Annotated in this window: 9 protein-coding genes; 6 read left to right on the plus strand and 3 right to left on the minus strand. The window is 72.6% G+C overall.

Annotated elements, in window-relative coordinates; all coding sequences use genetic code 11:
• Nucleotides 1–164 precede the first annotated feature (164 nt).
• Genes ACIPPS_RS14695 through ACIPPS_RS14715 form a run of 5 tightly spaced genes read left to right on the plus strand, consistent with a single transcriptional unit; the run spans nucleotide 165 to nucleotide 9447 of the window.
• Nucleotides 165–3338 (plus strand): amino acid adenylation domain-containing protein, encoded by a 3174-nt coding sequence (locus tag ACIPPS_RS14695; RefSeq protein WP_401430964.1) that lies wholly within the window; start codon nucleotides 165–167, stop codon nucleotides 3336–3338.
• Nucleotides 3331–4812, plus strand: a complete 1482-nt coding sequence (gene glyA / locus ACIPPS_RS14700; protein WP_401430966.1) for a serine hydroxymethyltransferase — start codon at nucleotides 3331–3333, stop codon at nucleotides 4810–4812. The genes ACIPPS_RS14695 and glyA overlap by 8 nt, the downstream gene beginning before the upstream one ends.
• Nucleotides 4809–7319, plus strand: a complete 2511-nt coding sequence (locus ACIPPS_RS14705) for an amino acid adenylation domain-containing protein (RefSeq protein WP_401430968.1) — start codon at nucleotides 4809–4811, stop codon at nucleotides 7317–7319. The genes glyA and ACIPPS_RS14705 overlap by 4 nt, the downstream gene beginning before the upstream one ends.
• Complete coding sequence (locus ACIPPS_RS14710) at nucleotides 7316–8131, plus strand: alpha/beta fold hydrolase (protein WP_401430970.1); 816 nt, start codon at nucleotides 7316–7318, stop codon at nucleotides 8129–8131. The genes ACIPPS_RS14705 and ACIPPS_RS14710 overlap by 4 nt, the downstream gene beginning before the upstream one ends.
• Nucleotides 8128–9447, plus strand: coding sequence for an MFS transporter (locus ACIPPS_RS14715; protein ID WP_401430972.1), 1320 nt, complete (start codon nucleotides 8128–8130; stop codon nucleotides 9445–9447). Before ACIPPS_RS14710 ends, ACIPPS_RS14715 begins: the two co-directional genes overlap by 4 nt.
• Here ACIPPS_RS14715 and ACIPPS_RS14720 read toward each other — a convergent pair.
• From ACIPPS_RS14720 to ACIPPS_RS14730, 3 genes are all read right to left on the minus strand, one after another.
• Entirely contained in the window at nucleotides 9434–11560 is a 2127-nt protein-coding gene (locus ACIPPS_RS14720) for a BTAD domain-containing putative transcriptional regulator (protein WP_401430974.1), read from the minus strand. The genes ACIPPS_RS14715 and ACIPPS_RS14720 overlap by 14 nt on opposite strands.
• Nucleotides 11561–12006: 446 nt before the next feature.
• On the minus strand, nucleotides 12007–12762 hold the full coding sequence (locus ACIPPS_RS14725; RefSeq protein ID WP_401430976.1) for a response regulator: 756 nt from the start codon (nucleotides 12760–12762) through the stop codon (nucleotides 12007–12009).
• Nucleotides 12746–13603 (minus strand): sensor histidine kinase, encoded by an 858-nt coding sequence (locus ACIPPS_RS14730; RefSeq protein ID WP_401430978.1) that lies wholly within the window; start codon nucleotides 13601–13603, stop codon nucleotides 12746–12748. The genes ACIPPS_RS14725 and ACIPPS_RS14730 overlap by 17 nt, the downstream gene beginning before the upstream one ends.
• Before the next feature lie 1032 nt (nucleotides 13604–14635).
• Here ACIPPS_RS14730 and ACIPPS_RS14735 point away from each other — a divergent pair.
• A complete protein-coding gene (locus ACIPPS_RS14735) occupies nucleotides 14636–15271 on the plus strand; it encodes a MerR family transcriptional regulator (protein WP_401430980.1) in 636 nt (211 codons plus the stop codon).
• Nucleotides 15272–15422 lie beyond the last annotated feature (151 nt).

Consider the following 15422-nt stretch of genomic DNA (forward strand, 5'->3'; position numbering starts at 1 on the left):
AGGAGCCCCCGCGGTTCCCCCTCCCGTACCTCCCCACGGCGATGCGCCGCGCTGCCGCCCCGCCCTGCCGTGCCGCGTTCGGCCCTTCCTCGCCCGCCCCGCCCTGCTTCGCCCTGCCCTGCTTCGCCCTGCTCTGCCATGCCCTGAAACGGAGTCCTGTGACGATGAGCATCCACACCGCCGAGTCGCGCATCCAACTGTCTTTCGGACAGGAGCAGTTGTGGTTCCTGGACCAGATGAGTCCCGGGGAGACCACCTACAACGTCCCGATCGCCTACCGGCTGCGCGGTGCGCTCGACGTCGCCGCCCTGGAAGGCGCGCTGAACCTGCTGGTGCGGCGCCACGAGCAGCTGCGGGTGACCTTCCACGCGGCGGACGGCGTTCCGTACCAGGTGGTCTCACCGGCCGAGGACCGGCCGCTGCCCCTCCGGGACCTGTCCGGTCTGGCTCCCGAGGCGGCGGAGGAGGCCCTGCGACAGGCGCTCCAGACCGAGGCGGACACCCCGTTCGACCTGGCGGCCGGGCCGATCTCCCGGTTCCAGCTGTTCCGGCTGGCTCCCGACCACCACGTGCTCGGCCTCAGCTTCCACCACATCGTCACCGACGGCTGGTCCGGCGGGGTGGTCAGCCGTGAGATCTCCCGGGCGTACGCCGATCTCGCCGCCGGCCGTGAGCCCTCGCTGCCGGAGCTGACCATCGGCTACGGCGACCACATCCAGCGCCAGCGCAAGCAGCGGGCAGACGGGGTGTGGGAGGAGGAGCTGAAGTTCTGGGAGGAGCGGCTGGCCGGCCTGGAGGCGCTCGAACTGCCCGCCGACCGGCTCCGCCCGGCCGAGCCCACGCAGAACGGCGAGACCTTCGTGGTCGACTTCCCGGCCGAACTGCTGGCGAAGGCACGCACGTTGGCGCACGAGCAGGGCGCGTCGCTGTACATGGTCGTCGCGGCGGCGCTGAACGTCGTCCTCAGCCGCTACAGCGGGCAGGACGACATCGCCCTCGGCGTCCCCATGCTCGGCCGCACCGATCCCGAACTCGAGGACGTCGTCGGCCTGTTCATCAACATGACGGTGCTGCGCTGCGACCTGTCCGGCGGGGTCACCTTCGCCGAGCTCCTGGAGCGCATCGCCGACGCCAACCTCGACATGTACGACAACCAGGACGTGCCGTTCGACCACGTCGTGGACCGCGTGCAGACGACCCGGGACGCGGGCCGCAACCCTCTCTTCCAGATCGCCTGCCAGCTGCTCGGCGAGGCGAGCACGGGCGACGCCCTGGAGCTGACGGGCCTGACGTCCGAGTCGATCACCCTGGCCACCTCCCGCTCGCGCTTCGACCTGTCCTTCAGCTTCGTGGAGGGCGCCGACCGGCTGCGGCTGATCGTGGAGTTCGCCACCGACCTGTACGACCGCTGGCGGGTCGACGCCATGATCGGCCACTTCCGCACCGTGCTCGACGCGGCCGCGGACGCCCCCGAGACCCCGGTCTCCGCGCTGCCGCTGCTCTCCGCGGAGGAGCGCCGCGAGCTGCTCGACGTGGGGCGCGGCGCGGACTTCGACTACCCGACGGAGCCGGTGCACGCGACGATCGCCCGGATCGCCGAGGAGACCCCGGAGCTGGTCGCGCTGGTCTGCCGGGGCGTGGAGATGACGTACGGCGAGCTGATGCGGCGGGCCGGCAAGCTCGCGCGGTACATCCGCTCCCGAGGCGTGCGGCAGGAGGAGGTCGTGGCCATCGCGATGGACCGCGACCTGGACGCCCTGGTGGCGATCCTGGGCGTGATGGTCTCCGGCGCGGCGTACACGATCATCGACCCCTCGCACCCCAACGCGCGGCTCGACCACATGCTGCGGGACACCAAGAGCCCGCTGGTCATCACGCGGGCGGGCTCGGTGGGCGACCTGCCGGACTCGTGCGGCTGGGAGAGCGTGCGCATCGACGCCGACTGGCCGCTCATCGAGGCGCAGCCGGACGACCAGCCGCTGGAGGAGTGGGCCGAGCCGACCTCCCTGGTGTACGTCCTCTACACCTCGGGCTCGACCGGGCGCCCCAAGGGCGTGATGATCGAGCAGCGGGGCCTGCGCATGTTCATCGAGGCGTACCGGCGCACCTTCGGCGAGTGGACCACCGAGGACCGGCTGCTCCAACTGCCCGCGCTGACCTTCGACATGTCCCAGGGCGAGATCTTCGCCGGTCTGATCAGCGGTTCGGCCCTGGTCCTGGTGGCGCCGGAGGACGCCTCGTCGCCGGAGGCGCTGGGCGGTCTGATCCGCGACCAGCGGGTGACGTACGCGGGTCTTTCGCCGGCGATCCTCTCCGTGGTGGAGGCGGGGCCGTACCCGGATCTGAAGTACATCATGGGCGGCGCGGAGGCCCTGCCGGCCGAGCTGGTCAACAAGTGGAACCTGCCGGGCCGGAAGTTCGTGAACCTGTACGGCCCCACCGAGGCGTCGGTGGCGACGACCGAGTACCTCTGCGAGCACAAGGAGTGGCAGTCCTCGCCGCCCATCGGCCGGCCGGAGTTCAGCCGGCTGCACTACGTGGTGGACAAGGAGTTCAACCTGGTGCCGGTCGGGGTCCCGGGCGAGCTGCTGATCGGCGGGGACGAGGGCCTCGCCCGCGGCTACCTCAACCTGCCGGAGATGACGGACGAGAAGTTCGTACCCGACCCGTTCCTGGGCGAGGGCCGGGTCTACCGCACCGGGGACCTGGTCCGCTGGACGCGTGATCTGCAGATCGACTTCATCGGGCGGCTCGACAACCAGGTGAAGCTGCGCGGGCTGCGGATCGAGCTCGGTGAGATCGAGTCCGGCCTGCTGACGCACCCGAAGGTCCGGATGGCGCTGGTCCTGCTGCGCGAGGACTACGGGGAGAAGCAGCTGGTCGCGTACTACACGGTCCTCGGCGACACACCGCCGAGCGTGGCCGAGCTCCGTGAGCACCTGGGCCGCACGATGCCCGAGTACATGGTGCCGACGGCGTGGGTCGAGCTGACCGAGTTCCCGCTGACCCCGGCCCGCAAGATCGACCGCGCCAAGCTGCCCGCGCCGGTGGCCGGTTCGGCAGACGGCACGGCGAGCTTCGTCGCCCCGGTGACCGCGACCGAGGAGAAGGTGGCCGAGGTCTTCAGCACCGTCCTGTCGACGCCGCAGATCAGCGCCGACGGCAACTTCTTCGAGCTGGGGGGCAACTCCCTGCAGGCGATGCGGGTGGTGAGCCGGCTCAACAAGCACTTCGGGGTCAAGGTCAACGTCCGGCTGCTGTACGGCGGCGCCTCGGTCGCCACCGTCGCCACCGCGATCGACACGCTGGTGGAGTCGAAGGCGGGTGCACGTGCCTGAGACCACGGGGGCGGCGCTCCCGCCCCCGCACACCCCCGTGACGGGTGCCGGCCCCCGCCAGGGCACCGGCTCGGGAACGGGGCCCGGCGCGGGCTCGGCACAGCACCTGCTGCTGCGCCAGGGCGCGGCGCTGCTGAGCCGTACCGATCCCGATCTGGCCCTGCTCCTCGACCGTGAGGTGGAGGAGCAGGCCATGACCCTGGCGATGGTGGCCTCCGCCAGCGTCGCGAACCCGGCCGTCCTGGCCACGGGCGGGGCCGCCCTGTCGAACGTGACGGCGGAGGGCTATCCGGGGGCGCGCTACCACCCCGGCGCGGGGCGGTTCGACGGTGTGGAACGGCTCGCCGTGGCGCGGGCCCGGCAGGCCTTCGGCGCCCAGTACGCCAATGTGCAGCCGCACTCGTGCTCCTCGGCGAACCAGGCCGTCCTGGCGGCGCTGCTGCCCCCGGGCGGCGCCCTGCTCGCGCTGGACCTGGACTCCGGGGGCCATCTCACGCACGGGTCCGCCGCCTCGGTGACCGGCCACCACTACCGGGCCGTCCACTACGGCCTGGACTACAAGGGGTTCATCGACTACGAGCAGGTGGCCGAACTGGCCCTGGCCCACCGGCCGCAGGTGCTCATCGCGGGCGCCAGCGCCTATCCGCGGACCCTGGACTTCGCCCGGTTCCGCGCCATCGCGGACTCGGTCGGGGCGTACCTGGTCGCCGACATCTCGCACATCGCCGGTCTGGTGGCCGCCGGGGAGCACCCGAGCCCCATCGATCTGGCGCACGTCACCACGACCAGCACCTACAAGCAGCTGGGCGGGCCGCGCGGCGGGCTGATCCTCATCGGCGCGGAGCACCGCACGGCCGGCCCCGACAGCCGACGTACGCCGCTGGCCCGGCTGATGCAGCGCGCGGTCTTCCCGCAGTCCCAGGGGACGCCGAGCCCGGCGTCGATCGCCGCCAAGGCGCACGCGCTCAAGCTGGTCACCGAGCCGGCGTTCCGGGAGACGATGCGGCTGGTCCGCGACGACGCGGCGGCGCTCGCCGACGCCCTGGACGAGCTCGGCTACCGGGTCCTGACGGGCGGGACCGAGAACCACATGGTGCTGCTCGACATCTTCGACCGGGGCGTCACCGGGGTGGTCGCGGAACGCGCCCTGGAGGAGTGCGGCATCCTCACCAACCGCAACCGCATCCCCAAGGACACCAAGGCCCCGCTGGTCGCCAGCGGCCTGCGGCTGGGCACGAACGTGCTGGCGCAGCGGGGCATGGGGCCCGACGAGATGCGGGTCTGCGCCCGACTGCTCCACGAGGTGCTCGGCGCCACGACCGTGCTGAGCGACACCGAGTTCCGCACCGACCCCACGGTGCGCGACCGGGTCACGGCCGAGGTGGAGGCGCTGTGCCGCACCCACCCCCTGCCCTTCGGCGCCGGTCTCACGTCGGCCGGCGCCGCCGACCACGAGCGAGGAGCGAGGCCTTGAGCAGCCGGAACACCGTCCCCGTGACGACTCCGACGACGCACCCCGCCCCGGCGCCCGAGGCGGCGCCCGTACCTGGGCCCGTACCGGAGACCGGAGCAGCGTCGGTACCTGCGCGGGTGCCGGCCCCCGCGCCGCCGGCGCTGCTGCCGGTCGACCGGCCGCGCCTGCCCGGTGCCGCCCCGGAACGGACCGCCGCCGTCCGGATGCGGCTCGGCCCCTCGGCCCGTACCGCGCCGGTGGAGGTGCTCCTCGCCGGGTTCACGGCGCTGGTCCACCGCTGGAGCGGACAGTCCGCCTTCGGCGTCCTCGTCCGGTCGCCCGGTGACGGTCCGGGCGTCCGGCTGAGCCGGACCGTCACCGGGGCGGAGACCCTGAGCGAATTGGCGGCGGCCACCGCCGACCGAGCCGAACAGGGCTCCCACGGCGACGAGTTCGAACTGCTGCTGCACCCACCGGGCAAGGACAAGGACGACGACGACCTGCCGAGCGCCGAACTCCGGTACGCGGCCGAGCTGTTCGACCGGGACACGGCGCTGCGGTTCCTCGCCTCCTACGTCGTGCTGCTGGAGGACGGGCTGACCCGCCCGGACCGGCCGGTGGCACGGCTGCGGCTGCTGCCGGACGAGGAACTGCGCCGGATGCTCGTCGACTGGAACGACACGGCGGCGGACCTGCCGTACGAGGTGTGCCTGCACGCCGCGTTCGAGGACCGCGCCGCCGAGGCGCCCGACGCCCTCGCCCTGGTGGGCGCCGGGCCGAGTTGGACGTATCGCCAGGTCAACGAGGCGGCGAACCGGCTCGCCCATCATCTGCGGGGGCTCGGGGTCGGTCCCGACCGGCGGGTCGGGATCTGTCTCGACCGGTCCGCCGAGCTCCTGGTCGCCGTCCTCGGGGTGCTCAAGGCGGGCGGCGCCTATGTGCCGCTCGACCCCGACTACCCGCGGCAGCGCCTCGCCACCATGGTGGCCGGCACGTCCTGCGCGGTGGTCGTCAGCCGGAGCGGCCCGGCCGCGAGTCTCCCGCCCGCCGACGAGGGCGACGGGCCGGGAACGCCGGTGCTGCTCCTCGACCGGGACGCGGCGCTCCTCGCCGGACAGCCCACGCACAACCCGCAGGGCGGGGCGACACCCGACGACCTCGCCTACATCATCCACACGTCGGGCTCCACCGGCGCGCCCAAGCCGATCGCGCTGCGTCACCGCGGGGTGATGAACAACATCGCCGACCTCAACTCCCGCTTCGGCGTGGGCCCCGGCGACCGGGTCCTCGCGCTGTCGTCGCCGAGCTTCGACATGTCGGTGTACGAGTTCCTCGGGCTGACCACCGTCGGCGGCACGGTCGTCCTGACCGAACCCGAGCGCGCCAAGGACCCCGAGCACTGGTCGGAGTTGCTCGCCGCACACCGGGTCACCGTCTGGAACTCGGCGCCCGCGCTCCTGGACATGGTCGTCGACCACCTGGAGTCCACCGGCGCGGCGCCGCTCGCGGAGCTGCGCCTGGCGCTGCTCGGCGGCGACTGGATCCCCGTGTCGCTCCCCGACCGGGCCCGGGCCGTGGCCCCCGCGCTGCGTTTCGTCGCCCTCGGCGGGGCGACCGAGTCCTCGATCCACTCGACGATCCACGAGGTGACGAAGACCGACGCGCGCTGGACGAGCATCCCGTACGGCCGACCGATGGCGAACCAGCGCACGTACATCCTCGACGAGGAGCTCCAGCCGGTGCCGCCGGGTGTGCCCGGTGAGCTCCATCTCGCGGGGGTCGGGCTCGCCCGGGAGTACCTCGGGCGCGCGGAGCAGACGGCGGAGCGGTTCTTCGTCTGGTCGTACGGCGAGGTCGCGGACGAGCGGCTCTACCGGACGGGCGATGTGGCACGGTACGGCCCGGACGGTCTGATCGAGCTGCTGGGCCGGGCGGACTTCCAGGTCAAGCTGCACGGGCTGCGCATCGAACTCGGCGAGATCGAGGCCGTGTTCCGCGCGCATGACACGGTCCGGGAGGCGGTCGTGACCGCGCACCCCGACGGCTCGGGCGACCGGCGCCTGGTGGCCTACCTCGTCCCCGAGGCCGGCCGGACCGTGGAGCTCGCGGAGGTCGGCGAGCACGCGGCCCGCTCCCTGCCCGCGTTCATGGTGCCGAGCACCGTCCTCGTCCTGGCGGAGCTGCCCCTGACGCCGAACGGCAAGGTGGACCGCAAGGCCCTGCCCGAACCGCCGGAGGGTCTCGGCGAGCCGGCGGCGCGCTACACCCCGCCGGCCACGGAGACCGAGCGGACGGTGGCCGGGATCTTCGCGGCCGTGCTCGGCGCCTCCCGGATCGGCGCCGACAGTGGGTTCTTCTCGGTCGGCGGCAACTCACTTCAAGCCATGCGGGCCGTCACCCGCTTGAACAAGCACTTCGGGATCCGGGTGAATGTGCGTCTGCTGTACGGCGGGAGCACCGTCAGCGGTATCGCCGCCGTCATCGACGAGCGGCTCGCCCCCACCACGAAGGGAACACCGGCACCGTGACCGCATCCTCCGACGGCAGCCTCGTCCCGCTCCGGGACGAGGGTGACCTGACCCCGCTCCACTGCGTCCATCCGGTCTCCGGTTCGCCCTACTGCTACTCGGCGATGGCGCACCGACTCCCCTCCGGGCGACCGGTGTTCGGATTCGAGGCCCCCGGCTTCGACGGGGCCTCCGAGCCGGCCACCTCGATCGCGGAACTGGCCGAGCTGCACACGGCCTCGCTCCTGGTCTCCCGCCCGCACGGCCCCTACCAGCTGCTCGGCTGGTCGCTCGGCGGGGTCGTCGCCTACGAGATGGCACGGCTTCTGGCCGCCCGGGGCGAGGAGGTGCCGCTGCTGGTGATCGTGGACGCGGCGCTGCCCGGGACGCAGGCGGTGCCGCCCGACGACGAGCTGGCCCGTCACTTCCTGTACGACTTCCTCGGCGTGACCCGGGACCGGGCGCCGGGGATCGACAAGGCGCTCGCGGGGATGGCGCCGGGGGCGGAGCCGGCCGAGGTCTTCGCGGAGGTCGAGCGCGCCGGCGCGGTGCCCGAGGAGTTCGACGCCGAGTTCCTGCTGGAGCGCTACGCCCTCTTCCGTACGGGCGTCCTGGCCCTGCGCCACCACCGGCTGGACGCGGTCCACCCCGGCTCGGCGATCCTGATCAAGGCTGAGGAGTCGGTGGACCGGCTGCTCGACTGGAGTCCGTACGTCGGCCGGCTCACCGTGCACACCGCGCCGGGCGACCACCACTCCGTGTGGCGGGGCCCGGGGCTCGACGCCATCAGCGGCATCGTCGACCGTGCCCTGCGGGAGGCGACGCCGGCATGACGGAGCACGGCACGTCCACCGCGGCGGCCTCCCCGGCCGAGGCGGAGGGACCCCCTCGGTCGCTCTGGCGCGACAAGGACTTCATGGTGTTCTGGGCGGGCGAGGCGCTCTCCCTCTACGGCACCCAGATCACCCACCTCGCACTGCCGCTGACCGCCGTCCTGGTCTTCGACGTGGGGGCCGGGGAGCTCGGCATGCTGCGCTTCGCCCAGCTGGTCCCCTTCCTCGGGCTCGCGCTGCTCTTCGGGGTGTGGGTGGACCGGCGACGGAAGCGGCCGGTGATGCTGGGCGCCAACGTGGTGCGGCTGGTGCTGATCGGCCTGGTCCCCGTCCTGTACGAGCTGGACCTGCTGACGCTCCCGGCGCTGTACGCGCTGGCCCTCGGGGTCGGGGTGGCCACGGTGCTCTTCGACGTCAGCTGGATGTCGTACGTCCCGGTGCTCGTGAAGGACCGGCGCAGCCTGCTGGAGGCCAACACCAAGCTGAACGCGACCCTTTCCTCGGCGGACATCGCCGGGCCGGGTCTGGCCGGCACGCTGGTCAGCGCGTTCTCGGCGCCGTTCGCGATGACCGCCAACGCCTTCTCCTACGCCCTGTCGGTGCTCTCGCTGCTCCTGATCAGGACGCCCGAGCCGGCCCCGGAGGTCCCGAAGGAGAAGCGGCGGCTGCGCGCCGAGCTCACCGAGGGGCTGCGCTGGGTCTTCGGCAACCGCTGGCTGCGGGCGATGGGGCTGGTGGGCTGCGCCTGCAACTTCCTGCTCACGATGGTGCAGTCGCTGTTCCTGCTGTACGCCGTGCGCGACCAGGAGCTGTCGGCCGCCGCCGTCGGCTTCGTCATGGGCGCGGCGGCCGTGGGCGGTCTGCTGGGGGCGCTGGTGTCGGGTGCGGTGGTGCGACGCCTCTCGGTGGGTACCGCCTACCGGCTGTCGGTCTCGGTCATCTTCCTCGGTCCGCTGCTCATCCCGGCGGCGGGCGGGCCGCGCTGGCTGCTCGTGGGGCTCTTCGTGGTCTCCTTCTTCATGGAGTACGTGGGAGCCAGCGTCTCGAACGTCCTCATCGTGAGCCTGCGTCAGACCATCACCCCGCAGCACCTGATGGGCCGGATGACGGCCGCGATGCGGATGCTGCTGTACGGCGGGGGTGCGCTGGGCGGACCGGTCGGCGGTCTGCTCGCGGCGCTGGCGGGGCTGCACGGCGCCCTGTGGATCGCGGGCGTGCTGTCGGCGGCGATGCTGGTCCCGATCTTCCTGTCGCCGGTCGGCCGGCTGCGCGAGATGCCGACGGGCCCTGAGGACGGCGCGCTCACCGCGCGGTGAGGTCGGTGGGACGTGCGGTCAGGTCCGTGAAGTCGCCGGGCCGCACGGGGTCCTCCCACTTCCGGAACGCGGCCCTGCGGAGCACGGCGGCCCGGCGGAACACGCCCGCGTACGCCTCGCCCGGCTCCTTGGCCGCCCCGGACCCGGGCGCGACGGCGTCGGCGGGGCGCGGCAGCAGCGGGCGAGGGGCGGCGTGGGGCGGGGCGGCCGGGTGGGTCGGGTCCTGGTCCGTCTCGCCCAGCCGGGCCAGGGCCGCGCGGCGGCTGAGCATGGGCTCGCGCTCGGCGCACTCCGCCGCGTAGATCCCGATGAGGTCGTGCAGCCGGAACCGGGGCCCGTACTCCTCCAGGAAGTGGTGGGCCACCAGCAGGCCGAGCAGCCGCCGGGCGGTGGTGTGGTCGGTGTCCGCGAGCGACGCGGCGACGGGGACCGTGATCGGCCCGTCCTTGCGCAGGCCCAGGAAGCGGAACATCCGCGCCGCTTCCGGGGACAGCGTCTGGTACGAGGTCTCGAACGCGTCCCGGACGCTGGCGAGGGCGTCGTCGCCGACGGTGAGCCGGTCCAGCCGGCCGCTCTCCGCGGTGTACTGCTCCACCAGCGTGCCCAGCGGTACGCCGGAGTTCGCGAGGAGCCCCTCGGCGGTGATCCGCAGCGCGAGCGGCAGCCCGCCGCAGAGGGCGGCGAGCCGTCGGGCGGCCTCCGGGTGGCCCACCAGCCGTCCCCCGGACAGGGTGGTGAGCAGCTGGGCCGCCTCCGGGACGGCCAGCGGACGCACGCTGACCGTGCGCGCCCCGTCGCGGGCGGCGAGGCCGGCGAACCGCTGTCGGCTCGTGGCCACGACGCAGGACGCGCCGCGCGGTATCAGGGGTCTCAGCTGGTCCACGCTGAGGGCGTCGTCCAGGACCACCAGCGTCTTCTTGCCGTACAGCAGACTGCGGAAGAGCGTGGCGCGGCCGGCCGGGTCGCGCGGGATCCGGTTGCTGTCGGCGCCGAGGCTGGTGAGCAGGTGCAGCAACGCGTCCGATGCGCTCAGCGGTCTGCCGCGCAGCCCGTTGCCGCAGAGGTCCACATAGAGCTGGCCGTCCGGGAAGCGGTGCGCGAGCCGGTGGGCCAGTTCCAGGACGAGCGCCGACTTGCCGACGCCCGCCGGGCCGTCGACGACGATCACCGGGGTGCCACCCTGGACGGTATCGTCGTCGAGCAGGCCCTCCAGGTGGGCGAGTTCGGAGTCACGACCGGTGAATCCACGGGCCACCGGCGGGAGTTGAGCCGGTACGGGGACGGCGCCGCCGGGCCCCTGCCGGCTCCCGGGGGAGGAGCTCCCGCCGGGGAGCCGTAACTCCCGCTGACCGGCGAGGATACGGCGGTGCAGGTCCTGGAGTTCGGTGCCGGGCTCGATGCCCAGTTCGCGGCGGAGCAGCTGCCGGGTCTCGGCGTAGACGGCGAGGGCGTGCGCCTGGCGGCCCGCGTGGTAGAGCGCCAGCATCAGCAGCCAGCGGACCTTCTCGCGCAGCGGCTCCTCGACGGCCGCGCGGGAGAGCGTGTCGACCGCCTCGGCGTACCCGCCGGTGGCCAGCATGACGGAGGCCCACTCCTCGACGGCGGTGAGCCGGAGGTCCCGGAGGCGAACCCCCTCCGTGGCGGCGAAGGGGCCGGGCACTCCGGCGTACGCCTCGCCCCGCCAGAGCGCGAGGGCGTCCTCGTAGAGCCGTAACGTCGTCTCCGCGCTGCCCCCCTCGCGGGACCTGCGGGCGTGGCCGTGCCGTTCGACGAAGAGGGTGGCGTCCACGTCGGCGGGGTCGAGGCGCAGGCAGTAGCCGCCGGCCTCGGAGGAGAGCACGGTGCTGGCGACACGGCTGCCGCGCCCCGGTTCCAGGGCGCGCCGGAGCCGGGCCACATAGGTGTGGACTCCGTTGGTGGCCGTCTGCGGGGTGTCGCTGCCCCACAGGGCGTTGGTGATGGTCTCCCCGCTGACCACCTCGCCCGCGCGGCTGGCGAGCAGGCTCAGGACGGCACGCTGCTTGGGTGAGCCGAGCGCCACCTCCTCGCCGTGCCGCCAGGCGCGTATCGGTCCGAGGAGCTGGATGCGAAGAGGTGCCCCCGTGCAGGTCATGATCCCGTTCACCCCTCAGGGTCGCGTGCTGTTCATGCCGGTCCCCGGTGGTGGCCGTTCGGGCCCCGGGCTTCGCGGCGGCGGCGAGTTGGGCCGCACGTCGCGCGTTCATGAAGAGCCGGTGTTGTCCGCCCGCGGCGGTCCGGCGACGGGCGGGAGGCCCGCCCGGAGACTCAGGACCTGCCTGAGGGGCTCCGGCGCGGGTCGTGCCGGCCGATGACGCGGTGACAACACGAAGGAGCCGCCGGTGCGCGTCCCGGCAGGTACCGGACCGTCCCGTTCGCGATCCGGTGGTGGCGGTCGCGCTCGCGGGTCCTGTGCGTCTCGCACGGCGTCACTCGAGGCATGGCCGCGAATCTATTCCGGTCACCAGGGTGACACCAGGCCCTTCAGGGAGCATCGGGCATGCTCCGAAAGGCGTATGCCGTCCCACCCGCCCCGCACGGTCACACGACACGGCGGAACGCCAACTCCGGGAACGGCACGGACCGTCGCACGGCGTGCTGCTGCGCGGCCGGCTGCTTGGCCTTGGCGGACGGGTCGATCAGCCGGGCCTCCACGGCCTTGTTGACGGCCCCGATCCGCGAGGCCGCGCCCAGCTTCTCGAAGATGTTCCGCAGGTGCCGCTTCACCGTCGCCTCGGTGATGCCCAGTTCGTTCGCGATCTGGCGGTTGCTCAGGGCCCCGGCGACATGGGTGAGCACCTCGCGTTCGCGCGGCGAGAGGGTGTGCCCGGCGCCGCCGAGAGCCGTCCCGGGCGTGGCGCTGCACGGCAGGGCGATCATGACCTGGGGGTCGCGCGCCATCACGCCCCGGATGGCGGAGAGCAGGGAGGCACGTGGAGCGCTCTTGTGGAGATAGCCGTGGGCCCCGCGGGCGAGCAGCTCCTGTACGAGCGGGAGGTGGTCGTGCATCGACAGCATCAGCACCCGCAGCAGCGGGAAGCGCGCCGTCAACTCGGCCACCACGGTGGGCGCGTGGTGCTGGGGCATCTCGACGTCGAGCAGCACGACGTGTGCTGCGGTGCTCGCCACGATCTCGCCGAGCCCGACGGAGGTGTCGGCCTCGGCCACGACGCGCAGGTCGTCCTCCGCGTTGAGGAGCTGGCAGAGGGCGTCGCGCAGCAGGGAGTGGTCGTCGACGGCGACGATGCGGATCGGCTCACGCACCGGCGGCGTCCGGTGGTCATCGGGGGTCCGCATGCCACTCCTCGCCCATCGGCACCGAGAACGCGAGGGTCGTGCCGCGTCCGGGAGCGGTGCTGATCTCCATCCGCCCGCCGAGCAGCCGGATCCGTTCGGCCACGGAGGCGAGGCCGTTGCCGAACTCCCGCTCCTGGGGGAGTCCGACGCCGTCGTCGCTCACGGATGCCCGTAAGCGTCGTACGTGCCCCGTGGGCTCGCTCTCCCCGTCGCCGTACGCGCGGTCGCGGTACGCCGTTCCGTCCCCGTCGCCGTACGCCTCTCCGCCCCCGTCCCCGTCCCCGTCCCCGTACGCCTCGCCGTACGCGTCCAGGCCCCCCGCGCCGCCCCCGTCCGGGCGCTCGTCGCCGCGGACCTCGACGGTGACCCGGGTGGCGTCGGCGTGCGCGAGGGCGTTGCGCAGCCCCTCGCGCAGGACGAGGAAGAGCTGCTCGCCGACGGCGTCCGGCAGCGGATCGTCGACGTCCTCGACCCGGATCTCCACCACGGGCCGGTCGATGGCCATGGCGGTCACGAAGGCGGAGAGCGCCACGCCCAGCGAGCCGGTGGAGTGCGCGCCCGTGCGCAGCTCGGTGACGATGTCCCGGGCGCTCTGCATGGTCTCCAGGATCGCCTGCTTCAGGGCGTCCAGCCGGGGATCCGTCACCGACGAGACGTGCTGGGTGAGTTCGTAGAGTTCCAGCTGGCGCAGTGCCAGGCTCGCCGCGCTGCCGACGCGGTCGTGGATCTCCCGCGCCATGGCGTCGCGGCTCGCCCGGGTGGAGTCGCGTACGACGTCGAGCAGATGGAGATCGTCTCCGTCCGCGGCCTCCTCCATGGAGTGCGTGACGGCCGCCTGCACGCGGGCCAGGAGTCGCGTCCGGCCGCCCTGATCGTCGTACGGCCCAGGGGGCCGGGGCCGTCGCTCCAGGAACTCCGCGACGAGCTGGACCAGCAGGGCTCCCGCCCGTACGGCGTGGAGGGGTACCGTCCCTCGGGCGATCCGTGCCCCCGCCGAAGGGTGCGGGGGGCGTGCGGCTCGCTCCCCCTCGGGCGCCCCGGGCGCGTTCCCGGACGCCTGGCGGCACTCCGCGAGGATTCTGCGCGCCTGGTCACGGCAGGATTCCCAGGATGCCGCATGGGTCCCCAGCGGATTCTGTTGATCGATGAGCCTGCTCCGATAGGCGTCGAGTAACTCGGGCTCGCCGGCCGCTAATTCCGCGGCCAGCTCCTCGTCCTCGACACATGGGGCCTGCCCTGACATTCCCCGTGCCGACGCGTCGGACAACGCCTCCCCCCTCCCCTTTACCCGTCCCCCTCCGCCGGCCCCTCGTCGCCAGAGGGTGCAAAACGGAGTTAAATGCCGGAGATCGCCATGATCATGCCGTACCACCTAAAGAACGTCAAGTGTCCCGCCCGCGGAATCCGGGCTTCCCCTCCTCTTTGATCAGCGACACAAATCCGCCGAAAGAACTCGGACGCCCACGAACGCCCGGCATAACTCCTTCCGGCATGACACCAAGGCGCACCGAACACGAACCGGGGGCCGGGCGAACACCCGTCGAACTCCTCGGCGGAGCGTTCCGGCGGGATGGAAGATCACTCGCCCGACCGGCCCTTTTTCGTTTACCACTGAACGGCCTTTTCCGGCCGTGCCGGGGGACCTGATCGGGCCTCCCGGGCGCCGCGCCGGAAGGCCTGTATAGAGAGACCACCCCTTCCGCGTGCACGGGGAGCTCGGGGGGGCTTCTCCTTTGAGCCAACTCCCCCGTCGGCCGGACCGCCACGCCTTGTGTCGCCGCATTCCTGCCCCATAAGGTCACGGCGGCCTTGAATTTCCCCTCCGGGCCGCGCACCGCGCCCGTGCCGATACCTTCCGGAAAGCCGGTGGAATATGTCGCAGCTCGCCTCCCTGAGTCGCCGGACGAAAGTACCCGTTCGCACCCTGCGGTCGTATCAGGACCTGGAACTCCTGCCGACCGTTCCGGAATACGACGAATCACATGTACGCAGGGTTGCACTGGTAAAGGCGCTCCTGAATGTCGGCGGCCTTTCCCACGCCGAGGTGCGCCGGCTCGTCCGTCATGTCGAGGAGGAACGACCACCGGCGAAGGAAATGCTGCGCCTCACCCAGCACGCCTTACCGACACCCGGCTCCGCCTCCCCCGACCAGGAGTGGGAATGGGCCCAGGCCAGGGTGTCCGGCCTGATCCGGGGCCGGGGCTGGCAGGTGGGGCCGGACAACCCGGCCTGGCAGACGCTCTGCCAGGTGGCCATCGCCTGCAAGTCGCTCGACCAACAGGACATTCCGCGGTTGTTCCCCGCCTACGCCGAGAACCTGGAGCGGATTGCCCGGCTGGAGATGCAAATCCTCAGCGAACAGGACGATCCCGAAAGCGCCGCGACGCGCCTGGTGACGGTCACCGCACTGGGCGACATCGCCCTCTCCGCGCTGCGCCGACTCGCCCACGAGCATTTCCTCTCCACTGCGGGAAGCGGGGCGGACCGCTCGGCGACCCACCAGGACTGACCCGCGCCCGGCGACCCCACCGGCCACCGCGCCGCCGCACGGCACCTCACGCACACCGCACCGGACACCGGGCCTCCGTTCACACATCTCCACTGTACGTCTACAACTGTGCGCGAAATGACGTGAGTTGTGGCACATCTGTTCACAGAAC

The sequence above is a fragment of the Streptomyces sp. NPDC090127 genome (genome assembly GCF_044746945.1).
In the GTDB taxonomy this organism is placed as follows: Bacteria; Actinomycetota; Actinomycetes; order Streptomycetales; family Streptomycetaceae; genus Streptomyces.

Coding starts and splice junctions, on each gene's coding strand:
- ACIPPS_RS14715 (WP_401430972.1), top strand. CDS start 8,128: ATGACGGAGCACGGCACGTCCACCGCGGCGGCCTCCCCGGCCGAGGCG.
- ACIPPS_RS14720 (WP_401430974.1), bottom strand. CDS start 11,560: ATGACCTGCACGGGGGCACCTCTTCGCATCCAGCTCCTCGGACCGATA.
- ACIPPS_RS14725 (WP_401430976.1), bottom strand. CDS start 12,762: ATGCGGACCCCCGATGACCACCGGACGCCGCCGGTGCGTGAGCCGATC.
- ACIPPS_RS14695 (WP_401430964.1), top strand. CDS start 165: ATGAGCATCCACACCGCCGAGTCGCGCATCCAACTGTCTTTCGGACAG.
- ACIPPS_RS14735 (WP_401430980.1), top strand. CDS start 14,636: ATGTCGCAGCTCGCCTCCCTGAGTCGCCGGACGAAAGTACCCGTTCGC.